Origin of the sequence: Streptomyces sp. NPDC050085, assembly GCF_044460595.1 — a bacterium.
Lineage (GTDB): Bacteria > Actinomycetota > Actinomycetes > Streptomycetales > Streptomycetaceae > Streptomyces.
Genome location: NZ_JBITJZ010000023.1, coordinates 1 through 22,601, shown reverse-complemented (window position 1 = coordinate 22,601; position 22,601 = coordinate 1). Strand labels below are relative to the sequence as shown.

The following is a 22,601-nucleotide window of genomic DNA, read 5'->3' as shown; positions in this document are numbered from 1 at the left end:
TTGAGGGGACCGTCAGCGGGCGGCATGCGAGCGGATCAGCCCGGTCAGCGCATGGTCGGCGCCGAACACCTCGACGGCGAGGTCGAGCGGCGTCTTGCCGTCGTGGCCGCGCAGGTCGAGCCGGGCACCGGCCTCGACGAGGGTGCGCGCGCAGTCCTCGTAGCCGTGCCACAGGGCGTCGTGCAGCGGGCTGTAGCCGTTGGTCGCGCCCTGGAAGTCGAGGTCGACGCCGGGCTGGCGGACCAGGTCGGCGGTGATGCCGGCGTGCCCGTTGTAGACGGCCTTGTGCAGCGGCACCGCACCGAAGGTCGGCTCGACGGCGTTCACGTCCGCACCGGCCGCGAGCAGCAGCCGCACGATCTCGTCGTGCCCGTCGCGGCAGGCGACGAGCAGCGGGGTGTGACTGTCGTTGAAGCCACTGAGGTTGGGGGAGCGCTCGTCGACCGAGGCGCCCGCGGCGAGCAGCTTGCGGACCCGCTCTGTGTCGCCCTCCGCGGTCGCCGCCATCAGCTCCTGCTCGGCCACCGCACGCTCGTCCCCGGCCCGGCGGGCGTTGAGGTGCTTCTCGGCTTCGAGCAGCCGGTCCTTGCCGAACGTGTTGACGTTCAGCTCGTACGCGAAGTGCTGTTCGAGCGAGAAGCCGTAGTGCGTGTAGACCTGCAGCGCGGTGCCCTGGTCGAGCAAGTACGCCGCGATGTCCGGGTACTTGTACCAGAGCGCGTCCATCAGAGCGGTGTGCCCGGTGGTGGGCGCGACGGCGTCCACGAAGGCCCCGGCCTCCACCAGCGCCCGCACCACTTCGAGGCTGCCGCCCTGGCACGCCTTGTGCAGCGCGGTCGCACCGGCCCGGCTGTCGGCGGTCAGCACGTCGGCGCCGCCGTCGATCAGGGCCCGGACCGTCGGGGCGTCCGCCTGGCCCGCCGCGATCATCAGGGCGGTGAGCCCGGTGCCGGGCTCGCGGTGGCGCGCGTCGGCGCCGGCCGCGAGCAGAACGGTGACCCGCGCGGTGTCCCGCTCGCGCACGGCGGCGATCAGCTCGGCACTCATCAGGCGGCCTCCTGCCCCGACACGTCGCCCCGCAGGGCCCGGATGATCTGCGACGGGTCCGTGTAGGACTTCCAGCGAGTGATCTTGCCGCCGCGCACCGTCAGCCACTGGATGAACTCGATCTCGAACTCGACGCCGGTGCCCCGCACGGTGGACATCTCGTGGATGACCCCCGCGGCCTGGTCGCCGTCGACGACCAGGTTCACCAACTTCTCGAAGCGGACGTCCACGGCACCGGTGAAGATCTTCAGGGTCTCGAGGACGGCGTCCCGGCCGCGGTAGCTGCCGATCCACTTCATGTCGTCGTTGTAGCCGGGCACCGGCGTGTAGTTGATCCACTCGACGTCCTCGGCGAGCGTGTCGAGTGCGGTCTCGAAGTCGCCCGATGTCAGTGCGTCGAACCACCGTTGAACGACTTTCCTGGTCTCTTCCGTGGCGTTGCTCATGAACTCTCCTAGAAAGGGAAGGAATTCCAGAGAAATCCTGAGTGAGAAACTCGGGAGCCAGCAAGAAACAGATGGTCGACTTTCTGATATCGCCGCTCGGGACCGCTCGGGACCGCTCGGTCACGCCCGGTTCGGATCAGGAATTCTCGGACTGGGCCTGCGCGGCGCGGGCGAACAGGTGCTGGTTCCCGTCGGCCCAGGTCGCGGTCATGACGATGCCGCTGATCCGCCAGCCGTCGGCCGTCCGCTCCAGGTCGATGCGGTAGGTGCCGGCGAGCGTCCACAGGGGACCGCCGTGCTCGTTGGGCATGCGGTGCGTCGCCTGGAACATCGCCGTCGTGACGGCGCTGTCACCCTGCACGTCGACCAGGAAGTTGCTCAACAGGTGCTGGGTGGCGGCGAATTGGCCGAGCAGCCCCGACCAGGCGCCGATCAGGTCCTTCTTGGACACCGGGCCCGGCTCACCGCCGTTCAGGCTGGTGTAGTCGAGCATGATCTCGTCGCTGAACACGTCCCCCAGCGACTCCCACTCGCGCTGGTCGATGTACCAGCCCATGCGGGTGCACGTCTCGATGATGTCAAGCCGGTCGGCCACAGAACTCATGGGGTCTTCTTCTTTCAGTGATAGAGGTGTGCCATTTTCTGGGTCCAGCGATGATCGCTGAGCAGGGCGGCGCCTATGAGGACACCGAGCAGGACGACTTCGGCCACCGCTGATCCGGAATGGCCCACCGGAATGGCCAGGACGGCGAGCAGCGCGGCGGTGAAGTGGAATCGCTGGGGGCCGATCTTCAGGATCCCGTGGAACCAGGCGATGCCGCCGAGGTACAGCGCGACACCGCCGGCCAGCGCGATGGACGGGGCCGTGGCCAGCGGTTCGTAGGGATGCACGATGGTCTTCTTCACGGCCGCGGCGATGAGGATCAGCCCGAGCAGCATGGGGACGTGGGCGTAGAAGAACGCGGCGAGCGCGAGGCGCGAGCGCTGCAGCGCATCCGAGCGCTCCAGGGCGAGTTCGGCCCGCCAGGCCTTCTCGGACTCGTCGAAGTACACCCACCACAGGCCGGCCGGGATGACGAAGATGAGGACCGCCGTGGTCACGACCGACGGCCCCGCCTGCCCGCCGTCGGTGCCGATGCCGAGCGCCAGGAACGAGTCCCCGAGCGCGATGATCATGAGCAGTCCGTGCCGTTCCACGAAGTGGCCCGGCTTCAGCTCGAAGCCCGACACGCCCGTCAGCACCGGCGCGATGACCTCGAGGCCGACGGCCGCGGCCCACAGCACGTACACGACCCAGCCGTCGAGGAAGCCGGCGCAGATCAGCAGCAGTGCGCCCACGGCGTGGAACGGGGCGATGCGCAGCATGGTGCGGGCCGCCCCGGTGCCGCCGAACGCGAAGAGCGCGGCGTGCACGGAGACGATCACCAGATAGCCGATGCCGAACGCGACGCCGTCCCCGTCGAAGGCGTTCGGCGTGGCCAGGCCGATGACGAGGAAGGAGGCCATGCCGAGCAGCAGCAGGATCCGGTGGTGCCTGCGGTGCGGCGGCAGGTGGTTGGTCAGCCACGCGTACCCGCCGTACATCCACCACAACAGCCAGAAGATCAGCAGTACTTGGCCGACTCCGCGCAGCGTCATGTCCCGGCTCAGCACCCGGGCGAGCTGGGTGAAGTTGAAGACGAACGCGAGGTCGAAGAAGAGCTCCAGGGTCGTGACCCGTGCCCCGCTTTTCGGGGAGGACTCCACGGAGGATGCAGCGGACCCCCCGGATTTCAATTCCCTGCCCTCGAACGGGGAATTTCCGTACGAGGAACTCGAATTGTCCGGGACGCCTTCTACTTGGTGCGCGGAAGTCGTTTGAGACATGTTCCTGAAGGTATCTGCGAAAGCGGTGGCCGGGTCAAAGAAATCAAACACACATCATGAGGTCGCGGTACGGGACAGCTGCGGCCGGCGGTCAAGCACCGAGCGGTACACGGCGTGCGCCCGCTGCGCCGCCACGTCCCAGCCGAATTCCTTCTGCGCCCGCGCGAGCCCGGCCGCACCGAGCCGGGCGGCGTGGTCCGGATCGGCCAGGAGCCGGTTCACCGCGGCCGCGAGGTCGGCGGCGAACCGCCGGGGGTCCAGCGGGGTGCCGCTGCCGTCCTGCTCCTGCTCGATGGGTACGAGGAGTCCCGTCTCGCCGTCCGCGACGACCTCGGGTATGCCGCCCGTCGCGGTGGCCACCACGGCCGTGCCGCAGGCCATGGCCTCCAGATTCACGATGCCCATCGGCTCGTACAGGGACGGGCAGACGAACACCGACGCATGGGTGAGGAACTGCAGCAGGGACGTCCGGTCGAGCATCCCGTCGATCCGTACGACCCCGTCGCGCACCCGGCGCAGCTCGTCGACCAGCGCCGCGGTCTCGGCCCCGATCTCGGGGGTGTCCGGCTGCCCGCAGCACAGCACGAGCTGGGCGCGCGGGTCCAACTCGAAGGCGGCGCGCAGCAGTTGGGGCAGCCCCTTCTGCCGGGTGACGCGGCCGACGAACAGCACGATGGGCCGGTCGGGGTCCACCCCGTGCCGTTCGAGCGCCGCGGTGCCGTGGTCGGGCCGGTGGGCGCGGGTGTCGATGCCGTTGTGCACCACGTGCACCCGGTCCGGGTCGACGTCGGGATACACGCGCAGGATGTCCGCGCGCATCCCGTGCGACACGGCGATCAGCGCGTCCGCGCTCTCCAGCGCCGACCGCTCCACCAGGGACGACAACGCGTAGCCGCCGCCCAGCTGTTCGGCCTTCCAGGGGCGCAGCGGTTCGAGGCTGTGGGTGGTGGCGACATGGGGGACGCCGTACAGCACCTGCGCGAGCCGGCCGGCCCCGTTGGCGTACCAGGTGTGGCTGTGGACCAGGTCCGCGCCCGCGCACGCCGCGGCCATCTCGACGTTCACCCCGAGGGTGCGCAGCGCGGGGTTCGGTTCCCCCGGCAGTTCGGGTTCCGCGTACGCGCTCACGTGCGGCGCCTCGCGCGGCGCACCGAAGCAGTGCACCCGCAGATCGACCAGTGCGCCCAACTCCCCGGCGAGTTCCGCGACATGGACACCGGCGCCTCCATAGATCTCCGGAGGGAATTCCTTGGTGAGCAGATCGACGCGCAACCGGGACGAGGGGGCGGGCTGCTGCACATGCATGGCGACTTCCTGAGGTCTAGACGGGAGACGGCGGCACGACGACGGGCCAGCCCCGTTCCTGGGCGAGCCTGCTGCTGTCCGCGCTGCAGGCGATGACACGCGGGTTGCCGACGACGCTGAGCAGCCCCGTCCCGGCGCACAGGTCTCCGTAGCCGAAACAGCTGGCCGGGTCGATGCACAGCCGCGTCATCGCCTCCACGACCGCCGTGCACTTGTCCATGTCGCCGGTCGCGGACGGGGGCAGCCGCAGCAGGGTCCCCTCGGCGGACAGCCGCTTCGGCAGCAGCCGGTGGGCGTCGGCGACCAGGACCACGAGGTCCCCCGCCGCCCGGTGGTCCGCCAGCGCGCTGCACAGGGCCGCGTCCTGGTGCCCGGGACGCTCCGGATGGGTGAGGTCGAAGAAGGCCGCACGCCGCATCGGTCGGAACATGCCCCGCTCCCGTCTCGAACCCGAGCACTGTCGTCACTCGCCGTGACCATAACCAGAGGCCGGGGGAGGCCGCGAAAAGGGGCGTTGTACATCCTGAAGTCGCGATGCGTGGCCACGGGCAGCACCCCGGCTGTGACTTCGTTCACCGGAAATGGCGACAGTTGTCAAACTTCCTGTAAAATTTGACTCGCCCCGCCGACCGCACACCCAGCAGGCCCCGAGGAGACACTGTGGACAGCACCGCCGAAGACGGTGAAGGCACCGGCCGACGGCTGCGGGAACTGCGCCGTGCACGCGGGCTCAAGCAGCAGGACCTCGCCAGCGACGACGTCTCGGTGAGCTACATCTCGCTGATCGAATCCGGCAAGCGAACCCCCTCCGCGACGGTCGTGGCCCTCCTCGCCGAGCGCCTGGGCTGCACCACCGGCTACCTGCTCACGGGCCAGGACGACACCCGGACACGGGAGTTGGAGCTCAAGGCGTCCTTCGCCGACCTCTCCCTGCACAACGGCGCGGGCGGGGAGGCCCTGCAGGCCTACAGCGAGGTCCTCGCCTCCACGCCCGTCCTGCCCGAGGCCACCGTGCGCCGCGCACGCCTGGGCCAGGCGCTCGCCCTGGAGCAGCTCGGCCGCCTCGAGGCCGCCGTCCAGGCCCTGACCCTGCTGTACGAGGACCCCGCGTGCGTAGCCGGTTCGGCGGAGTGGAGCCGGCTGGCCACCGCGCTGTGCCGCTGCCACCAGGCCCTCGGCGACCAGGTCCTCAGCGTCGAGATCGGCGAGCGGGCCCTGCGCCGGCTCGACCGCCTGGGCCTCGAGGCCACCGACGACCACATCCAGCTCGGCGCCGTGCTGGTCGGCTGCTACCGGGCCCGCGGCGACCTGGCCAAGGCCCGCCTCGTGGCCGACCGCCTGATCCGGATCGCCGACGACCGCGGCGGCCGCACCGCACAGCGCGAGACCTACTGGAACGCGGCGCTGGTGGCACAGTCCCAGGGCCGTATCGACGAGGCCCTCGCCCTGGCCGAGCGGGCCCGCGCACTGCTGGCCGAGAGCGACCACGTACGCCACCACGCCCTGCTCTCGGGTGCCTTCGGAACGCTGCTGCTCGCCTCCGAGCCCGGCGACCCCGAGCGCGCCCATCAGCTGCTGGAGCGGTCACACGCCCAACTCGTCGATGTGGGAACGGTGTTGGAGCAGGCCTCCGCGCAGACCGCACTCGCGCTCGCGTGCCTGCGCCTGGACCGCACCGCCGAAGCCGAGCAGCACGCGGCCAAGGCGCTGGGCCTGCTGCGCGACGAACCGCGCACCGAGTCGGCGGAGGCCCGCGCCGTGCTGGCCCAGGCCCGTTTCGCTGCGGGGGAGAGCAGCCAGGCGCAGGAGACGCTGCGAGCCGCGGAGCAGCAGCTCGGCCAGCTGCCCGCGGCCCGCTCGTCGGCCGCCGCGTGGCGCCGGATCGCGGACATCTGGCAGCAGCACGGGTACGCGGCCGAGGCCACGGGCGCGTACCAACAGGCCCTGAACGACGCGGGACTGCCCGGCCGACTCACCTCCACCGACCGGGCAGGCGCACGCTGAGGAGACCGGTCAACTGGCCTGGCGGAGCCCGTCGTTGGCGCCGATGAAGATGCTGGCCATCACGGCCGGTTCGGCGCTGCGGTTGGACCAGGAGTGCCGGTTGCCGCGCAGGACGACGCAACCGCCGGGCATCAGCCGGGTCTCGGAGCCGTCCTCCAGCTGCAGCCAGAGCTCGCCCTCGAGAACGATCGACATGTCCACGGTGTCCGTCGCGTGGTGCCCCTTCTCGTCCGGCGCCAGCGCCTGCAGCAGCCCGGGGAAGACCTGCTCGACCTCGGCGGAGAGCGCCTCGGGATCGCCCTGCGGGCCGCGCCCGGTCTCCGGGGGCCAGCGCAGGATCACGAAGCGGGTCCCCTCGACCCCGGGAAAGTAGGGGGCGAAAGCCGCCTCGGCGCCGCCGTCGCCTATCGCCGGGGCGTCGTTGCGCCCCCAGACCTGGTAGAACTCGACGCCGGGCAGCGCACCCACGCTCAGCGGCGTGACGGGCCCGCTCGCCTCGACCACCGAGGTGCCGTCGGGCCGGCAGCCCGCGACGAGCCGCGAAATCGCATCGATCATGGTCTCTCCAAAGTCTCCTGGTGCACGCCTCAGCGCGCGGCGGGAAGTGCGACGGGAGCGAGCGCGCCCAGGGCTTCCTCGACCCGGCCGAGGGAGTCGGCGGGGTCCGCGTCGGGACCGACGATCCGCGGATCGAAGTTGAAGTCGAGGAAGACCTCGGTGGCTCCGGCGTCGTGCATCTGCTCGATGTCCGACCGGATCTGGCCGAGCGAACCGTGGAAGGGGGCGCGCCCTGCGGCGAGTTCGGGGCCGAGGAAGACGGTGGCCCGTACGACGATGCGCATGTCCTCGGGCGAGCGCCCGGCGCGTTCGGCGGCCGCGCGGACCCCGGTCGCCGCCTCGGCGACCTCCGCGACGCCGACGAAGCCCGGGCTGACCCAGCCCTGGGCCAGCCGTCCCGCCCGTGTGAAGGCCTTCTCGGTGGAGCCGCCGAGCAGCAGCGGGAAGGCCGGCTGGACGGGGCGGGGGCGGACCAGGGTGCGCGGCAGCTCGGTGAACTCGCCCTGGAATTCCGCCTGGTCCTGCTCCCACATGCGGCGCAGCACCTCGACGTACTCCAGTGTGCGGGCGACGCGTCGCTCCATGGGCAGGCCGACCGCCCGGAACTCCTCCTCGGACCAGCCCTGGGCGAGTCCGGCGTCGAGCCGCCCGTCCGACACCCGGTCGAGCTGGATGAGTTGTTTGGCCAGCACCGCGGGGGCGAAGAAGGGCGCGTTGAGCACGGAGATGCCCAGCCGTATCCGCTCGGTGCGGCCGGCCAGGTAGCCGAGCGTGATGAGCGGTTCGGCCACGCCGTGGTGGAAGGCGGGCTGGAAGTCGGAGGACCACTCGGCGTCGTTGCTCTGCATCGGGAAGAGCAGCCGGGTGAAGGTCCACAGCGACTGGTAGCCGAGCGCCTCGGCCTGCTGGGCGACCCGCACCTGGGTGGCGGGGGTGGCCCACGCTCCGGACAGGGGGACTCCCACGCCGAGGGCGCGGGCGGCGGTCCCGGTCATCGCGGTCACCCCTCGTCGGTGGTCGAGTCGGTGGTCGAGTCGGTGGTCGGGAACATCGCCCGGCGGGCTTCGACGGGCACCTGCTCGGCGAACCGGTAGGTGTCGTAGAGCTCCCGGAAGACCTTGATCTTCCCGTCCACGACGCGGAACAGGCCGTGGTAGACGTTCGTGTACTCCTGCCCGCCGGGTTGGACGATCCGGCCCGAGTACTCGACCAGCGCCCACTCGGGGTCGGCGAACGGCCAGGTGGTGCTGACCGGCAGTTCGATGGACTGGGCCGCGCCCACGACTCCCGTGTACAGGCTGCGCAGCGCGTCGGCCCCCTCGAGGCGGGTCGGGCTGCCCGGCGGGGCGAACGGCATCTCCATGACCACGTCGTCGGCCAGGCAGGCGAACGCGGCGTCGAGCTGGCCGCCCCCGATCCGGTCCAGGAAGTAGCGCCCCACTGACTGGGCGTCGCGCGACGGGGCGAGCTGACCCTGCGTCGTCATAGTCGACTCCTTGTTCGGTGATCGATCGAGAGTGACCGCGCCACGAACGCGATGTCAACAAGCCAGTCATATTCGATCATGAGAAAATGACTCTTGACTTGACAGTGAGTCAATCGACTTGGTTACCATGCATCGAGGAGCGCAGCGAGCGCTGGCAGGACCTGGAAGGGAGACCCCCATGAACCCCAACGGTGATGTGCGCGTCGAGGGGGTGGCACTCCCCAGCGAAGGGGTCGACCTGCGCGGCGACCTCTACCAGCCGGCGTCGCAGCAGGCCGGAGCCGCCTTACCCGCAGTGCTCGTGGTCGGCTCGTGGCTCACGGTCAAGGAACAGATGGCGGGCCACTACGCCGCCGGGCTCGCCCGGCGCGGCCTGACCGCCCTCGCCTTCGACTTCCGCGGCTACGGGGCGTCCAAGGGCGACCCGCGGAACTTCGAGTCGCCCGAGCGCAAGATCGCGGACATCGTGAGCGCCGTCGACTACCTGAAGTCCAGGCCCGACGTGGACGCCTCCCGCATCGGCGCGCTCGGCATCTGCGCCGGCGCCGGATACGTCGCGGTCGCCGGCTCCCGCACCTCGCAGATCCGCTCCGTCGCCATGGTCGCCCCGTGGCTGCACGACGCGACCCTGGTCCAGGACATCTACGGCGGCGTGGACGGCATCCGCGAGCGGATGGCCCTGGGCGAGGCGGCCCGGGCGAAGTACGACGCGACGGGCGAGGTCGACTACATCCCGGCGGCCAGCGACACCGACGAACGGGCGGCCATGTACGGCCCGTTCGACTACTACCTGAACGCCGACCGGGGAGCCATCCCGCAGTGGGGCAACCGGTTCGCCGTCATGAGCTGGCCGGAGTGGCTGACCTTCGACCCCATCGCGGTCGCCTCCCGGTGCACGGCACCCACGTACATGCTGCACAGCCCCGACGCCGCCGTCCCGGACGGCGCCCGCCGCTTCCACGAGGCGCTGACGGCCCCCAAGGAACTGCAGTGGACGACGGGCAGCCAGTTCGATTTCTACGACCAGGAATCGACGGTGGCCCCGGCCCTGGACTCGGTGAGGGCCCACTTCGAAAGGACACTGTGAGCAGGCGACCTGCCGCTGGCTCTTCCCCCGGGGCAACGGCGGCTGACGTCCGGCCGAGGCTGAGCCCCAACGCCACCGTCCTCGTGGCCTGCCTCGCGTTCTTCGTGATCACGCTGGACACGACGGTGGTGAACGTCGCCCTGCCGAGCATCGGCGCGCAGTGGGACGGCCAGGTCTCGGCACTGCAATGGGTGGTGACGGCGTACACCCTGCTCTTCGCGGCGCTGCTGCTGTCGGCAGGTGCCATCTCGGACCGCATCGGCGCGAGCCGCGCCTTCACGATCGGCCTGTCCGTCTTCACCCTGATGTCCGTGCTCTGCGGGCTCGCGCCCAGCCTCGATGTGCTCATCGTCGCCCGCGCCATCCAGGGCGCGGGGGCAGCGGTGATGATGCCGGCCTCGCTCGCCCTGGTCCGCCAGGCGTACGACGAGCCCACCCACCGCGCCCGCGGCATCGCGTGGTGGACGGCCGGCGGCGGCGCGGCGGTCGCCGCGGGACCCGTCGTCGGCGGGGCACTGACGACCGGACTCGGCTGGCGCTGGATCTTCTTCATCAACATCCCCGTCGGCATCGTCGCGCTCGTCGGCATGCTCCGCGCCCCCCAGTCCCCGCGCCGCCCGGCCCCGATGGACCCGCTCGGCCAGGTGACGGCCGTCCTGGCCCTGGCCGCCCTGGTGTTCGCGGTGATCAACGGAGGTTCCCACGGCTGGACGGACGTGGGCACCGTCGCCGGATTCGTGGTCGCGGTCGTCGCCGCGGCCGTGTTCCTCGCGGCCGAGTCCCGCCAGAGCAATCCGGCGGTACCGCTGAGCATGTTCCGCAACCCCGCGGTGGCCGTGTGCACCAGCGCCGGACTGGCCCTGAACCTCGGCTACTACGGCCTGGTCTTCGTCTTCACGATCTTCTTCCAGGACCACCGCGGCGCCTCGGCCCTGGTGGCAGGCCTCATGTTCATCCCGATGACGGCCTTCACCACCGTGGTCAACCTCCTGGCCGGCAAACTCACCAACCGCCACGGGCCGCGCTTCCCGCTGCTCCTCGGCCAGATCATCCAGACCCTGGGGATCCTGGGACTGCTCTTCGTCACCCAGGACACCCCAACTCCCCTTCTCCTGCTGCTGCTTGTTCCCCTGGGCATCGGCGGAGGACTGGCCATCCCGCCCCTGACGACAGCGATGCTGGAGTCCGTCCCGCACGAGCGGGCGGGCCTGGCCTCCGGAGTCCTCAGCGCGGCCCGGCAGTTCGGCGGGGCCATCGGCGTCGCCCTCCTGGGCGCGCTGATCGCCGACTCCACCCACTTCATGAGGGGCATGCGCATCAGCCTGATCATCGGGGCCGCGGTCCTGGTGGCCACGATGCTCGCCGTGGCCCGCTTCCTGCCGCCGGGCCACCACCACGCGGACCCCGCGGACCCCGTGGAACCCGCACAGAACGCCAAGGCCGAGACCGGCCGCCCCGCCTGACGGCACATCGAGAATCCATCCCACCAAGGAGGACTCCCATGGACTTCATGATCCACCTCGACGGTTCCCGCGTGTACGACCTGCCCGAGGAGGAGCGCGCCGAGATCGTCAAGCGCGAACACGCCCACGCCCACGACCTCATGGCCACCGGCGTGCTCAAGCACATCTGGCGCATGCCCGGCCAGCGCGGCAACGTCGGCATCTGGTCGGCCCCCGACGCGGACGCCCTGGAAAAGGTCCTTGCCTCCCTGCCGATCCGCCCCTACGCGGACATCCAGGTCACGGCACTGGCCACGCACCCCCTCACCGAGGAACTGGCGGACGCGCGCGGCTGACCCGCGATCCGATCAAAGGCCCGGCCGACGCCATCCGTATGACCGGAGGGGCGCCGACCGGGCCTCAGCCGTGCCGGGGGCGGGCAGGGGCGCGAGGTGGTGAACACCCGCGCGTGAATTCGACCGTACGCGCCCCCTTGTGCAAGGGCTTTCCAAGATCAGGCGCTGGTAGCTTCCCGCTTCGTGACCACTTCGTACTCCGACATCCCGGGCAATGAGCCGCGCCCGGCGCCGGGACACCCAGGGCGGGAAACCGCCGCCCGCCCCGTCCTCCTGCACCCCGCCGAGACCGACGACAGGGCCGCACTGGACGCACTGCTCACCTCGGGCGCCGTACGCGAACGCCACGACCGCATCGACGACCAACTCGCCGAACTCGCCCGCTGCCTGCACCCGGGCGAGAACCTGACGGGTCATCAACTCACGCGCACAATCGAGGAGTTGACCGACGGAGCGGAGCGAAGCCGATACGGCACCTGGGCGTGGTACCCGTGGTCGGGCCGCCTGGTGCACCTGCTCCCGCGCCCGCAGTTCCGCCGGGTCCGCACCGACCGCAACCGCGACAAGATCACCACCGCCCAGCAGCAGCACCTGCTCGGCCGGCGCATCGGCGTCATCGGCCTGTCCGTCGGCAACAGCGCGGCACTCACCTGCGCCATGGAAGGCGTAGGAGGATCGTTCCGCCTCGCCGACTTCGACACCCTCGGACTGAGCAACCTCAACCGCCTGCGCGCAGGCGTGCACGACCTCGGCCTGCCCAAAACGGTGCTGTGCGCCCGGCAGATGTACGAGATCGACCCCTACCTCGACATCGAGCTGTGGCACGACGGATTCACCGACGACACCGCCGAAGCCTTCTTCGGCGACCCCGACCACCCCCTCGACCTGCTGGTCGAGGAGTGCGACACCCCCTGGGTCAAGACGGCAGCCCGCGAACACGCACGCCGGCACCGCGTGCCCGTCCTGATGGACGCCAACGACCGCGGTCTGCTCGACGTCGAGCGCTTCGACCTCGAACCCGACCGCCCGCTCTTCCACGGCCGCGACGGCGACCTCACCGCCCACGACGTACGAGCCCTCGACGCACAGGCCGCCCTCGCCCACCTCCTGCGCATCTGCGACGAGTCCCGTCTCAGCCCCGCCATGACCGACGCCCTCGGCCGCATCGGACACACACTGTCGAGCTGGCCGCAGCTGGCCAGCGGCGTGATGCTGGGCGGCGCCCTGGTCACCGACACCGCACGCCGCATCCTGCTCGGCGCCCCGGTGGCGTCCGGGCGCTACTACGTAGACCTCGAAGAACTCATCGGTTCCGAGCGCGCCCTCGCGGGAGCGGCCGCCTCATGAACCGCACGAACCACCTGCCCGAACTGCACGGCGAACACCTGTGGTTGCGCGAAATGCGCGCCACCGACCTGGCCCCCTTCGAACGCATCCACACCCACCCGCTCCTCACCCGCTACCTCGGCATCGACCGCATGGACGCCCGCCAGGCCCAGGACGCGTTCGCCCAGTGCCTGGCCCAGCCCTACACGCACCCACGGCGCAAACACACCCTCGCCGTCTGCCCACCCGGCCAGGACGACATGATCGGCACCATGGGCCTGCTCGTCGAGGAGTACGGCCGCAACGCCATGCTCACCAGCCTGGTCCTGCTCCCGGACGCCCCCGTCCGCGGCCACGGCCACGAAGCGGGACGCCTCCTGATGGCCTACGGCTTCGGCCCCTTGGGCCTGCACCGCATCTGGGCCGGACACCGCGCCGACCACACCCGGATGGGCGCGGTCATGCTCGCGGCGGGCCTGCACCCCGAGGCGACCTTGCGCGAGCTGTTCCACACCCAGGGCCACTGGCACGACGTCACCACCTACGCGGCACTCGCCCCGGCGTGGACCGCCCGGGCCACCGCGGCCGAACGGGCGATCCTGGTCGGACACGTTCACGGTTCCCCCAACTCCCGCACGCCGTCGGCCACTTGAGGCCTACGTCTCAGACGCTCTGCGGGGCGGGCTGCTGGGCGGGCACCGAGGCGAGGGTCTTACGGGCCGTGCTGGTCTCGCGCAGTATCAGCAGGCCCGTGACCGCGATCAGCGCCGCGGTCAGCCCGTGGATGCCGAGCGCGGCAGCGGCGGAGCCGTGATGGGTGAAGACGTTGATCATGTCGCCGAACGGGGCGACGGCCTCCATCAGCAGGACCAGGCCGAGGGCGCGACGGTGGCCCGTCAGCAGCAGGATGCCGAGGACCAGGCCCATCGCGAATTCGCGCAGGCCCTTCATGACGAGGAAGCCGCCGCCGTCACCGGAGGGCCAGTGCGGCAGGCCGACGCCTTGAGTGGAGGTCTCGGGAGTCAGCATGAAAGACAGCCCGAGGTAGAGGACGAACAGGGTGATGGCGGCGGTCAGGACGGTGTTGATCTTCTTCAGCGACATGGTTCTTCTCCTCGCGAGTCGGTCGGTGTCGGGCTTTGGGTGAGTGCGCGGGCTCAGACGAGGGCGCTGACCAGGAAGGCGAAGGCGGCGACGATGACGGCGACGCGGGCGTAGTGGTAGCGGTCCCAGCGGCTCATCTGCTGCTTCCAGTCGGCGGGCCGGTTCTCGGCGGTCCACGTCTTGCCCTGGTTGTTGATCGGGACCAGCAGCAGGAGCGACATGATCACGCTGACGATCAGCAGTGCGCCGGAGGTGATGACGAGCCCGGTGCCGTCGTGGTCCCGCCCGGCGATCGCCCAGATGGCGACGAGGATGACCGAGCTGATGTACCAGACCGGCATGAGGGCGCCGAGCATGCGGCCGCCGTGGCTGCGGGCTGCTTGATTGCTGTCGTCGGGCAGGGCGCTGAAGATCGGGTTCATGACGAAGGCGACGGAGAACTCCACACCCACCATCAGGCCGACGCTCACGGTGGTGATGACCTCAAGTGCGTTGAGCATGATGACCCCTCCGGGTATCTAGCGTTGCTAGCTGATGAGGCAACGCTAGTCCTACTGCCGCTCGCTTGTCTAGCGGTGCTAGGATTCAATTATGTCGGTACAAGAACGCAAGGAACGCGAACGGACGGTTCGCGAGCGCCTCATCGTGGCCACGGCCCGCGAACTCGCCGAGCAGCAGGGCTGGGACGCGGTCACCACCCGCAAGCTCGCCGAGCGCATCGAGTACAGCCAGCCCGTCCTCTACAGCCACTTCCGCGGCAAACGCGAAATCATCGGCGCCGTCGCCCTCGAGGGCGCCTCCGAAATGGCCGTGGCCATGCGGGCGGCGACCTCCGCCGCGGACGGCCCACGGGCCCGGGTCACCGCGCTGGCCCGCGCGTACCTGGACTTCGCCGCGGACAACCCGGCGGTCTACGACGCCCTGTTCCAGCTCGACGGCGGTCTGGCCTACGCCCGCGAGGACACCCCGCAGCCGCTGAAGGACGCCTTCGCCGCGATGCTGGAGTGCCTCGGCGAGGTCGCCGGCGACGGCGTCCACCCGGCGTTGTTCACCGAGACGTTCTGGGCGGCCCTGCACGGCCTGGCGACCCTCACGCGAGCGGGGCGACTGCCGGCGGGAGACGCCGAACGGAGGGTGGAGCTGGTGGTGGACCGGCTCGCTGCGTTCTGAGGAGCCGCCCACGGCCCGGCTGAGCGCCCCGGCCGGTCATCCACGTAGGTCTGGGATCAATGCCCTGGGGACGCCAGTGCCTTGGCCGCGGTGGTCAATGCCGCGCCCAGACTGCAGCTCCATCCGTCGGCCGCCGCGCCCGCGTGGACCGAGATGCCGCTGCGCCGCGGCACGACGTGGAAGCCGTCCTCCTCGAGCGTACGCAGATTGCGCCTGACGGCTGGGCGGCTCAGGGCCACCTCGGGAATGGAGGGGCCGATCACGACCGGGGCCGGGCTGTTGAGGACCACGGTCAGAGCGAGCGAGTCGGGGATGCCCGCGGCGCACTTGCCGATGAAGCTCGTGGTGGCGGGCAGCACCACCACCAGGTCCGCCCACTGGGCGAGCTCCTGGTGCGGCACCAGGCCCCGCTCGGTGTCCCAGTCCGGCCCGCTCACCGGATTCCGGGACGCGGCGGCGATGGCGCGCCGGGAGACCAGGGCGTCCGCGGACGCGGTGAGGCAGACGCGGACGTCCCAGCCGAACTTCACCCGCAAGGTCAGCGCCCAGTACGGCAGGTGAATCACGTCGAACGCGCCGGTGCCGACGAGCAGCAGCTGCTTGCGGGGGAGGGGGAGCCCCGGAGGGGCAGCCGGGAGGTCGGTCGCGGCGGCGGTCGGGGTGTCGGCTGAGGTGGTCAACGCGGTCTCCTCGGCGGCAGGCGGCAGGCGGCAGGCGGCAAGCGGCAGGTGGCAAGCGGGCAATGGGCAGTGGGCAGTGGGTGTGAGGGGCGAGCAGGTTCAGGACAGGAGCAGGACGCGGTCCCAGTACGCGCCGCCGGCTTCGGACAGTGCGAGCAGGGCCGCCGCGACGCCTGCGGCACCTTCCAGAACCCCCGGCGCGTCGAGCCGCTCCAGACTCTTTCCCCGCCGCCAGGTGCTGGGATCGGCGACGCCGAGGTGGCGGAAGACGAACGGCGCGTCGTCCTCGGCCAGTTGCACGATGCTCCCGGCCACGGTGTTCGCGTGCCCGAGCAGACCCGCGTCCCCTTCGGCCCGGCCCAGGCGGCACAGCGCCGGGAGCAGCCCCGCGAGCCCGTGGCACACGGTGGGCCCGCTCAGCTGCCAGGGAGCCTCGTCGCGGCGGAAGATCGCGTGCAGGCTGTCAAGGGCGACGCGACGCCACCGGTCGTCGCCGGCCAGCCGGGCCGCGCGGTGCAGGGCGGGGGCGATACCGGCAGGCCCGTAGCACCAGGAAGCCATGGTGGGAGCGCCCTCGTGCCCCGAGGCCCCGGTGCGGCCGCCTGCCACCTCGTCGTCGAAGGAGAGCCGCGGCTCCCAGTAGGGGCCCGCCGCGTCGTTGCGTACCCGTGCCGCGAGCCAGTCGCCGATGGTGCGTATGGCATCGAGGTGGCCCTCGACGGTGACGCCCTGCTCGGCGGCGAGGGTGAGCAGCGCCAGCGGGCCGCAAATCCCGTGCGCCAGGCCCGTGTTGACCTCCCCGCGCGGGAAGTCCTCACGGTCCGCCTCGGTCATCAGGCAGTGCCCCGGCACCCACCAGCCCGGTATCCGGTGCCCCGCACGCTCGACCGGAACGGTCAGCCGCACCAGGTGGTCCAGTGTGGCCCGCAGCGCGGGTTCGGCGGCGGCGCGCTCGCCCGTGCCACCCTCGACGACGGCGGTCAGCAGGGTGCGGCCGGTGCCGACCGGTCCCACGATCGCGTCGTACGCCGCCCACCGGACACCGCCGTCACGCTCGGCCTGCGCCTGCTCGCGCGCCAGCAGGACGAGCTGCTGCTCGGCCACCAACTGCGTGAGTTTCACACGCAGTTGGGGGTAATGGCCGCCGAGCCGGGCGCAACACTGGACGGCCGCCAGAACGGCGGCGGGCCCCGAGTGCAGACCCACGGCACGGGCGTCCGCGGTCAGTGAGCGAGCGGCCGCGGCCACGTGCGCGTGGGCGACCCCCAGGTGGGCGGAATCGTGCCGGGCGAGTTCGAGGTGGAGCAGCGCCACGCCCGCGCTGCCGTCGAGCGAGGCCGCTCTGCGCCCGCCGGGCGGGGCATGCGGGGCGAGCCCGTCGGGGCGGGCGAGTGCGTCGGCGACCCGCTGGACGACCCCGGCCACGGCGTCGGGCGCGGGCCGGTCCTCGGGAGCCAGGACGGGGATGCTCATCCGAGGTGCCTCCGTCGGTCGGCGTTGCCCGCCAGACAGGCGCGGGCGGTGGCGTGGGCGCGTCGCTCGCGCGGCCGGTCGGGGCCGAGCAGACGGTTGCAGGTCATGTGGAACAGGCTGGGGACGACCGTCTCCAGCGGTGTCCAGGACGTCGCGGCGAGCTCGTCAAGACGGGCCAGGTAGGCGCGCAGGGCCGCCGCACGCCGGTCGAGCGCCGCGCGCACCCGGGGCCCTTCGGGGCGCTGCGCCAGTTCCGGCCAGCCGCCGACGGGGTCGACGAGGCGCAGGTACGCGCGGCGCCGGGCCCGGAATTCCACGGGCAGGTCCCCGGGACCCGACCAGCCTTCCAGCCAGGCGGCCGCGGGGTCGAGCGGACGGCCGTCCGAGGCATCGGCTCCCTCCGGGGCCCGGCCGATGGCCGTCGCGCAGTCGGCCAGCGCGATCGCGGCGAGCGTGTCCTTGTCCCAGACCGTGCCGTGGGTGCGGGCCAAGGCGAGGAGCGTGAGGGCGGCCCCGCTGTCGGCACAGAAGAACTCCTCGGCGGCGCACTGGGCTTCGGGTCCGCCGTAGCGCTCCCACTCGGGCTCGTAGGTGTCGAGGACCAGACGGCCGGCCAGACCCCGCGCCGTCCACCGCCCGGCCGCCTCGTGCAGCTGCGGCAGCAGCCCCTGCCACAGCCCCTGGGCAAGGCCGTGGAAGCGCAGGCGCAGATGGTCCTCGCCGTCGCGGTAGCGGATGAAGAACCACCGGTCCACCAAGTCCCGTACCTCTTCCGGCAGTTGGCGCAGCCATGGCCCGAACTGCTCGCACAGGAACGCGTCGGTGTGCCGGCCCGGCAGGTACAGCTTGGCGTACAGCCACTCCCCGCCCGGCACGGCGGCACGCTGTCGCGCGGCACCGGACCGTGGCGCGGAGGGCAGGTGCGGCCGCGGATCGCGTACGGCCGGGTCGCGGACGAGCGGGATCGACAACTCCGGCAGACAAGGGTCGCCCTCGGGGGTGCGCAGCCAGCTGTCCGTCGCCGGCTGCCCTCCGGGTGGTTCCTGTACGACAGTGTCGGCGTGCTTCGTCATCTCGTCGCGCGCCACTTCCAGATGGAGGGCGTCGGTGAGGTCCAGGGCCAGCCAGCGGTCGGCGTGGCCGAGCACGACGTGCCGGGGCACGTCCAGGCGGCGCCGCCAGTCGGCGACCGCCGCGGCCCAGGCAGCCGGCTCCAGGTCGCTGCCGCCACGCAGTTCGTCGAGCAACCACCGGGCCGGGGCCAGGACGGTGCGCCCGTGGCGGACCCGGGGCAGGTAGGGCGCCGTGGCCACCGTGCCCCAGCTCCAGGGGCGCAGCATGCGCCGGTTGGCGTTGCCGAGTTCGAGGAGCAGCCGGGCCGCGTCGGGCGCCTGGCGGTGGTTGTCGATGGCGGTGTGCTGCTGGGCGCTCAGCCGCCGGCCGGTAGGCAGGTGCAGGACGTGCAGATGGCTGCCGTCGGCAGTGATACCGATCTCGTCGAGGCGGAGCTCGGCGGCGGAGGGGGAGGGCGGAACGCCCAGGGACAGCCGGTAGGTGCCGGGGGTGGGGCTGTTGGCGATGTTGGAGGCCCGCATCGAGCGCGGGTGGAAGGCCACGGTCAGCACGGCCGGTTCACCGTCGCCGGGGCGGCAGGCTTCGGCGAGCTCGTCGTTGACGGTGTCCAGGAGCCCGGCGAAGCGTCCGTAACTGGAGCCCGCGCGCGGGCCGGTGAACACACCCGCCGCGAGCAGGAACTCGCCCTGCGCCAGGGCCTGTTCGGAGTCGGCGAGGAGCGTACCGAAGAACTCGCAGCTGCTCGGCGCCCGCCAGGCCGGGTCGGTGCCGCGCAACTCGGCCAGCCGGTCCACCATCGCATCGTCGAGAACCACTTCCCGTCGACCGTCGCGCAGGGCCTCGGCGGCCCACGCGGCCAGCAGCCGGTCCGCCCGGTCGTCCTCCGGCGCGAGCAGCGCGGGCTCACCGCGCGAGCCGCCCGGACGGGTGTACCCGGCGGGCGGACCCAGACCGGTGGTGTCGTCCAGGAGCTCGGCGAGCGGCACCACCCGCCCGGTGCCGTAACGCTCCACGAACTCCCCGTGGTACGAGCGCAGATACGGTGCACCGACCCCGGCCGGTGACAGCCGCCAGAGCACCCGCGCGGCGCGAGCCGCCTCCTCGGCCACCTCCCGCGGCAGGGTGACATCCGTGCCCAGCCGCATGTCGACATGGACCAGGCGCTCCCCGTCATGCACCCGACGCATCCGCCGCACCAGCGTGGCGAACGCCTCCGCACGCTCGGCAAAAGCCGCGGAGTCGTAGGCGTCCCGGGCCTCGGCCACCGCCCGCAACGCACCGAGAACCGGCGGCGCCTCGCCCGACCGGCCGGTCACCGCTTCAAGAGCACGCAGCGTCTGGGCCAGCGGGTCCGAGCCGTCGAGCGCCGGTCGCAACGTGCTGATCAGGAACTCCTGATCGGTCAACGAGCGCACCATGCGCGCCGCCGCACCCGGAGCAGCCTGCGGAAAACGTTCCTCCAGCGCACTCACGAGAACACCGGACTCCACGCCATGCGCGGCGAGTTCGAGGACCGCCTCGACCACGGGGGTGATCCGGACCGTGACCTCGTTGCGGGATTCGTGAACCCCACCACCCGGCGCCTCGTCGATGCGAGAGGGCGCGCACACGGCGATGCGGCCGCCGCGCCGGACCAGCCCGGCGTGGGCGTGCAAGGTGAGACGGGGGAACAGCGCAGGATCCCCCTCGACCTTCCGTATGACCTCTGCGAGCCACGCCAGGTCGACACGCGTGCGGCTGCGCGCCGGTTCGTTCCAGACCGCCTTGGGCGCGGCCCCGATACGCACCGGGGCCACCCCGGCGAACAGACCGAAGGGAGTCGCCCGCGAGCGCATGCGCGCCTCGTAGCGGGCGATGGACAGGGCCGCGCGCCGCAGTTGCGCCGACGACTTGCCCGCCGGACCGCCCGGCGCGGTGCTCGCCTCGGCGAGGTCCGCCAGCGTGGGACTGGCCACGCGCAGCGCCTCCATGAACACGGCGTCGGCGGCGGCAGCCCGCAGCACCTCGCGGCAGATGTCGTCGGTGACCGGCCTCGGCCCCGCAGCGGGGATGCGACGGGGACCACCGCGCAACGGGCTACGGAGCATGGCGACCGACGTGGGGCGATAGCGCGGGCCTGGCGACGAGGACATCAAATGCCCTTCCTCTCCTGGGACTTCGGCACTTCGGCACTGCGGGACAGAGGGTGGAGAAGGGGCCGGTTCTCCTGCCCGACCGTCCGCGGCCGAGGCGCGCGAACGGCCGGGCTCGCCACAGGCGTCAGCAGTTACCGGCCTGCGTGGTGGAGCTGATGCAGATACAGCTGGAGACGGACCAGGCGCCCTGGGCCTCCACGGGGCCTGCCTCGATGCGCAGGTCGAGGTCGAAGACGTCCCCGGAGGCGGCGTCCGCGGCGTCCATGGGGTCGAGCGTAGAAGTGATCATGGGATTCTCCTGAGTCTGAGGGGTGTGTCAACACACTGCAGACACGCTCTGAACTGCTTTTTCAGCAGGTGCAGTTGGTCTTGAGGATGCTGCAGATACACGTGCCGGTGATCGCAGCGTCGGGAGCGACAACCGGCCCGGCCTCGATCTGCAGATCGAGGTCGAAGACGTCCTCTGCCTGGACCGTCGACTGCTCGAAGTCGTCCAGTACTGCCGTGATCATGAGTACTCCTCGGTTGAGTGAGCGATGGATCGGCCCCGAGGTCCTCCGGACCGGCCTCGCGTCGGCGAGGGCCGACCGTGTGTGCGGACCCGTGCCGGATGACGGTGGTACGAGCCGTGGACGTGAGCGCTGATCGAGCCTCACGCCGCGGCGAACACAACCACCTCCGGTGACGGAGAGCCAGGGCGCTCAAGTACGAGGCAGGCGCGGCCCAAGGGGTCTCTCCGGCCGCAGGAAGCAAGGAGAATCCGCGGGTCGGCAGGCCATTGGCGACAGGAGGAACCGACCTGGAGGATCATCCTCCGCCGCCCCGCGCCTAGCCGGGATCGAGCGCCCGCTGAGCACCACTCCGCCGACCCCCTTCCGGAACCGGGCCCTTGGCCGAGTTGGGTCCGGGTGGGTTGGGGCAGGTGCTGGTTTGTTGTCCGTGGGGTCATGTGCACGCATAGGTACGCGTGTGCGAATGGCTCAGCGGGGCTCTTTGAGGCAATGTCGGCAACGTCGGTCGCTTCTCGGCAGCCGTTTCCTCTCCAGGGCTTGTGCCGTTGTCAGAACTGACGGCGGTGACAGGAGTCCAGGCGCGGAGGGTGAGCAAATGCCGGAACGAAACAAGGAGTTCGGCAAGTTCGGTGCCCAGGGCATCAAGGGCTTCGAAGCGGTGGCCCGTCAGCTCGACCGCCTCGCGGACTTCATCGCGACACCGGTCACCCAACGCCGGGGCTTGATGGCGCGGTTGCATTACCTCACGCGCACGGGCCACGCGAGGCAGGCGGCTCGTGAGGCGGGTCTGACGGTGACGGACCGTACGCTGAAGGCGTGGCTGGAGGGCAAGCGTTCTCCGTCGAGGAAGAACCTCGAGCGCATCGAGGCGGCGTACCGGACGGTGCGCCGCGCGAACGTGGCCAGGTACCTGCTGGCACGCCTCAACCGCCAAGGCCGCGGTACCCGCGTCGAGTTCCACCCGCTCAACCAGTCCCAGGTTCCGCGCCCGCGTCAGCGGGTCATTGACTACCGCTCGTTGAACGTGCGCAACTGGGACCGGATCGTGCGGGCGTGGGCGGCGGGGGATGCGCGGGCACTGGATGAAGCGTGGATCTATGACGTGGTCGTGGATCTGGGTTCGCAGTGGGGCGAGTACGAGTATGTGTCGAGTATCGGGTTCGCGGCGTGAGGCCTGTGTTATCCGTATCTGACACTTCGTTATTTTACGTTGTGTCAGTATTCGGTGTTGACTCGTCAACTCCTTTTGAGAGCAGCCGAGTTGGATCCCCAGTTGCGGTTGGTGGGTGGAACCCGGGCGCTGCAGTCGATGAGGTTCAGGAATTCGCGGAGCGAATTTCTGTAGCCTGAATTGCGGAGCAATTCAGGCCGCGGACAACGGAGTTGGCCGCAACGGACGGCGGAGCCGGACGCACTGGACGGCGGAGCCGGACGCACTGGACGGCGGAGCCGGCCAGTGGGCCACGCGGAGCGTGGCCGTTTTCCGCCACGTAGTGGCGGCGCGTCGTGTCTGCGGAGCAGACCGCGCGC

24 protein-coding genes are annotated in these 22,601 nt (G+C 71.1%); 8 read left to right on the top strand and 16 right to left on the bottom strand.

Going from position 1 to position 22,601, the window contains the following annotated elements; all coding sequences use genetic code 11:
• Positions 1–12: 12 nt before the first annotated feature.
• From ACIBUY_RS40600 to ACIBUY_RS40575, 6 genes are all read right to left on the bottom strand, one after another.
• A complete protein-coding gene (locus ACIBUY_RS40600; protein ID WP_399155368.1) occupies positions 13–1,047 on the bottom strand; it encodes an ankyrin repeat domain-containing protein in 1,035 nt (344 codons plus the stop codon).
• Entirely contained in the window at positions 1,047–1,493 is a 447-nt protein-coding gene (locus ACIBUY_RS40595; protein ID WP_365576227.1) for a nuclear transport factor 2 family protein, read from the bottom strand. The genes ACIBUY_RS40600 and ACIBUY_RS40595 overlap by 1 nt, the downstream gene beginning before the upstream one ends.
• Positions 1,494–1,629: 136 nt before the next feature.
• Positions 1,630–2,097 carry a nuclear transport factor 2 family protein gene (locus tag ACIBUY_RS40590; RefSeq protein WP_365576225.1) on the bottom strand — a complete coding sequence of 156 codons (468 nt, stop codon included), beginning with the start codon at positions 2,095–2,097 and terminating at the stop codon, positions 1,630–1,632.
• A 14-nt stretch (positions 2,098–2,111) separates the two neighbouring features.
• Positions 2,112–3,239, bottom strand: coding sequence for a low temperature requirement protein A (locus tag ACIBUY_RS40585; RefSeq protein WP_365576223.1), 1,128 nt, complete (start codon positions 3,237–3,239; stop codon positions 2,112–2,114).
• Between the two features lie 174 nt (positions 3,240–3,413).
• Positions 3,414–4,664 (bottom strand): glycogen synthase, encoded by a 1,251-nt coding sequence (glgA, locus tag ACIBUY_RS40580; RefSeq protein ID WP_399155367.1) that lies wholly within the window; start codon positions 4,662–4,664, stop codon positions 3,414–3,416.
• Between the two features lie 16 nt (positions 4,665–4,680).
• Complete coding sequence (locus ACIBUY_RS40575) at positions 4,681–5,094, bottom strand: hypothetical protein (protein ID WP_399155366.1); 414 nt, start codon at positions 5,092–5,094, stop codon at positions 4,681–4,683.
• A gap of 230 nt (positions 5,095–5,324) precedes the next feature.
• Here ACIBUY_RS40575 and ACIBUY_RS40570 point away from each other — a divergent pair, with 230 nt between their 5' ends.
• Positions 5,325–6,668, top strand: coding sequence for a helix-turn-helix domain-containing protein (locus ACIBUY_RS40570; RefSeq protein WP_399155365.1), 1,344 nt, complete (start codon positions 5,325–5,327; stop codon positions 6,666–6,668).
• Positions 6,669–6,677: 9 nt separating this feature from the next.
• On the opposite strand, the gene ACIBUY_RS40565 is transcribed toward ACIBUY_RS40570, so the two are convergent.
• Genes ACIBUY_RS40565 through ACIBUY_RS40555 form a run of 3 tightly spaced genes read right to left on the bottom strand, consistent with a single transcriptional unit; the run spans position 6,678 to position 8,712 of the window.
• Positions 6,678–7,226 (bottom strand): cupin domain-containing protein, encoded by a 549-nt coding sequence (locus ACIBUY_RS40565; protein ID WP_399155364.1) that lies wholly within the window; start codon positions 7,224–7,226, stop codon positions 6,678–6,680.
• A 29-nt stretch (positions 7,227–7,255) separates the two neighbouring features.
• Positions 7,256–8,221, bottom strand: a complete 966-nt coding sequence (locus ACIBUY_RS40560) for a TIGR03619 family F420-dependent LLM class oxidoreductase (protein WP_365576213.1) — start codon at positions 8,219–8,221, stop codon at positions 7,256–7,258.
• A gap of 5 nt (positions 8,222–8,226) precedes the next feature.
• Positions 8,227–8,712 carry a nuclear transport factor 2 family protein gene (locus ACIBUY_RS40555; protein ID WP_399155363.1) on the bottom strand — a complete coding sequence of 162 codons (486 nt, stop codon included), beginning with the start codon at positions 8,710–8,712 and terminating at the stop codon, positions 8,227–8,229.
• Positions 8,713–8,890: 178 nt separating this feature from the next.
• On the opposite strand from ACIBUY_RS40555, the gene ACIBUY_RS40550 reads away from it, so the two are divergent.
• From ACIBUY_RS40550 to ACIBUY_RS40530, 5 genes are all read left to right on the top strand, one after another.
• Positions 8,891–9,799: an alpha/beta hydrolase gene (locus ACIBUY_RS40550; RefSeq protein ID WP_399155362.1), complete on the top strand. Its 909-nt coding sequence runs from the start codon at positions 8,891–8,893 to the stop codon at positions 9,797–9,799.
• An 83-nt stretch (positions 9,800–9,882) separates the two neighbouring features.
• Positions 9,883–11,262, top strand: a complete 1,380-nt coding sequence (locus ACIBUY_RS40545; RefSeq protein ID WP_399155361.1) for an MFS transporter — start codon at positions 9,883–9,885, stop codon at positions 11,260–11,262.
• Between the two features lie 38 nt (positions 11,263–11,300).
• A complete protein-coding gene (locus ACIBUY_RS40540) occupies positions 11,301–11,597 on the top strand; it encodes a muconolactone Delta-isomerase family protein (RefSeq protein ID WP_365576205.1) in 297 nt (98 codons plus the stop codon).
• A gap of 183 nt (positions 11,598–11,780) precedes the next feature.
• Positions 11,781–12,944, top strand: coding sequence for a ThiF family adenylyltransferase (locus ACIBUY_RS40535; RefSeq protein WP_399155360.1), 1,164 nt, complete (start codon positions 11,781–11,783; stop codon positions 12,942–12,944).
• Positions 12,941–13,576: a GNAT family N-acetyltransferase gene (locus ACIBUY_RS40530; RefSeq protein ID WP_399155359.1), complete on the top strand. Its 636-nt coding sequence runs from the start codon at positions 12,941–12,943 to the stop codon at positions 13,574–13,576. The genes ACIBUY_RS40535 and ACIBUY_RS40530 overlap by 4 nt, the downstream gene beginning before the upstream one ends.
• Before the next feature lie 10 nt (positions 13,577–13,586).
• Here the strand turns inward: ACIBUY_RS40530 and ACIBUY_RS40525 are convergent, their stop codons facing one another.
• On the bottom strand, positions 13,587–14,027 hold the full coding sequence (locus tag ACIBUY_RS40525) for a DUF4267 domain-containing protein (protein WP_399155358.1): 441 nt from the start codon (positions 14,025–14,027) through the stop codon (positions 13,587–13,589).
• A gap of 53 nt (positions 14,028–14,080) precedes the next feature.
• Entirely contained in the window at positions 14,081–14,527 is a 447-nt protein-coding gene (locus tag ACIBUY_RS40520) for a DUF1772 domain-containing protein (RefSeq protein WP_365576197.1), read from the bottom strand.
• Positions 14,528–14,618: 91 nt separating this feature from the next.
• On the opposite strand from ACIBUY_RS40520, the gene ACIBUY_RS40515 reads away from it, so the two are divergent.
• Positions 14,619–15,197, top strand: coding sequence for a TetR/AcrR family transcriptional regulator (locus ACIBUY_RS40515; protein ID WP_399155357.1), 579 nt, complete (start codon positions 14,619–14,621; stop codon positions 15,195–15,197).
• A 56-nt stretch (positions 15,198–15,253) separates the two neighbouring features.
• On the opposite strand, the gene ACIBUY_RS40510 is transcribed toward ACIBUY_RS40515, so the two are convergent.
• The 5 genes from ACIBUY_RS40510 to ACIBUY_RS40490 all read right to left on the bottom strand — a co-directional run bounded on the left by ACIBUY_RS40510 (position 15,254) and on the right by ACIBUY_RS40490 (position 21,071).
• Complete coding sequence (locus ACIBUY_RS40510) at positions 15,254–15,877, bottom strand: flavoprotein (RefSeq protein ID WP_399155356.1); 624 nt, start codon at positions 15,875–15,877, stop codon at positions 15,254–15,256.
• A gap of 99 nt (positions 15,878–15,976) precedes the next feature.
• Entirely contained in the window at positions 15,977–17,350 is a 1,374-nt protein-coding gene (locus ACIBUY_RS40505) for a lanthionine synthetase C family protein (RefSeq protein ID WP_399155355.1), read from the bottom strand.
• Positions 17,347–20,556, bottom strand: a complete 3,210-nt coding sequence (locus tag ACIBUY_RS40500) for a lantibiotic dehydratase (protein WP_399155354.1) — start codon at positions 20,554–20,556, stop codon at positions 17,347–17,349. Before ACIBUY_RS40500 ends, ACIBUY_RS40505 begins: the two co-directional genes overlap by 4 nt.
• A gap of 127 nt (positions 20,557–20,683) precedes the next feature.
• Positions 20,684–20,848 (bottom strand): FDLD family class I lanthipeptide, encoded by a 165-nt coding sequence (locus tag ACIBUY_RS40495; protein WP_365576187.1) that lies wholly within the window; start codon positions 20,846–20,848, stop codon positions 20,684–20,686.
• A 61-nt stretch (positions 20,849–20,909) separates the two neighbouring features.
• Entirely contained in the window at positions 20,910–21,071 is a 162-nt protein-coding gene (locus tag ACIBUY_RS40490) for an FDLD family class I lanthipeptide (RefSeq protein WP_365576185.1), read from the bottom strand.
• A gap of 595 nt (positions 21,072–21,666) precedes the next feature.
• Here ACIBUY_RS40490 and ACIBUY_RS40485 point away from each other — a divergent pair.
• Positions 21,667–22,242, top strand: coding sequence for a transcriptional regulator (locus ACIBUY_RS40485; RefSeq protein ID WP_399155353.1), 576 nt, complete (start codon positions 21,667–21,669; stop codon positions 22,240–22,242).
• Positions 22,243–22,601: the final 359 nt, after the last annotated feature.

Coding starts and splice junctions, on each gene's coding strand:
- ACIBUY_RS40600 (WP_399155368.1), bottom strand. CDS start 1,047: ATGAGTGCCGAGCTGATCGCCGCCGTGCGCGAGCGGGACACCGCGCGG.
- ACIBUY_RS40595 (WP_365576227.1), bottom strand. CDS start 1,493: ATGAGCAACGCCACGGAAGAGACCAGGAAAGTCGTTCAACGGTGGTTC.
- ACIBUY_RS40590 (WP_365576225.1), bottom strand. CDS start 2,097: ATGAGTTCTGTGGCCGACCGGCTTGACATCATCGAGACGTGCACCCGC.
- glgA (WP_399155367.1), bottom strand. CDS start 4,664: ATGCATGTGCAGCAGCCCGCCCCCTCGTCCCGGTTGCGCGTCGATCTG.
- ACIBUY_RS40575 (WP_399155366.1), bottom strand. CDS start 5,094: ATGTTCCGACCGATGCGGCGTGCGGCCTTCTTCGACCTCACCCATCCG.
- ACIBUY_RS40565 (WP_399155364.1), bottom strand. CDS start 7,226: ATGATCGATGCGATTTCGCGGCTCGTCGCGGGCTGCCGGCCCGACGGC.
- ACIBUY_RS40560 (WP_365576213.1), bottom strand. CDS start 8,221: ATGACCGGGACCGCCGCCCGCGCCCTCGGCGTGGGAGTCCCCCTGTCC.
- ACIBUY_RS40555 (WP_399155363.1), bottom strand. CDS start 8,712: ATGACGACGCAGGGTCAGCTCGCCCCGTCGCGCGACGCCCAGTCAGTG.
- ACIBUY_RS40550 (WP_399155362.1), top strand. CDS start 8,891: ATGAACCCCAACGGTGATGTGCGCGTCGAGGGGGTGGCACTCCCCAGC.
- ACIBUY_RS40540 (WP_365576205.1), top strand. CDS start 11,301: ATGGACTTCATGATCCACCTCGACGGTTCCCGCGTGTACGACCTGCCC.
- ACIBUY_RS40530 (WP_399155359.1), top strand. CDS start 12,941: ATGAACCGCACGAACCACCTGCCCGAACTGCACGGCGAACACCTGTGG.
- ACIBUY_RS40525 (WP_399155358.1), bottom strand. CDS start 14,027: ATGTCGCTGAAGAAGATCAACACCGTCCTGACCGCCGCCATCACCCTG.
- ACIBUY_RS40520 (WP_365576197.1), bottom strand. CDS start 14,527: ATGCTCAACGCACTTGAGGTCATCACCACCGTGAGCGTCGGCCTGATG.
- ACIBUY_RS40515 (WP_399155357.1), top strand. CDS start 14,619: ATGTCGGTACAAGAACGCAAGGAACGCGAACGGACGGTTCGCGAGCGC.
- ACIBUY_RS40505 (WP_399155355.1), bottom strand. CDS start 17,350: ATGAGCATCCCCGTCCTGGCTCCCGAGGACCGGCCCGCGCCCGACGCC.
- ACIBUY_RS40500 (WP_399155354.1), bottom strand. CDS start 20,556: ATGTCCTCGTCGCCAGGCCCGCGCTATCGCCCCACGTCGGTCGCCATG.
- ACIBUY_RS40495 (WP_365576187.1), bottom strand. CDS start 20,848: ATGATCACTTCTACGCTCGACCCCATGGACGCCGCGGACGCCGCCTCC.
- ACIBUY_RS40490 (WP_365576185.1), bottom strand. CDS start 21,071: ATGATCACGGCAGTACTGGACGACTTCGAGCAGTCGACGGTCCAGGCA.
- ACIBUY_RS40485 (WP_399155353.1), top strand. CDS start 21,667: ATGCCGGAACGAAACAAGGAGTTCGGCAAGTTCGGTGCCCAGGGCATC.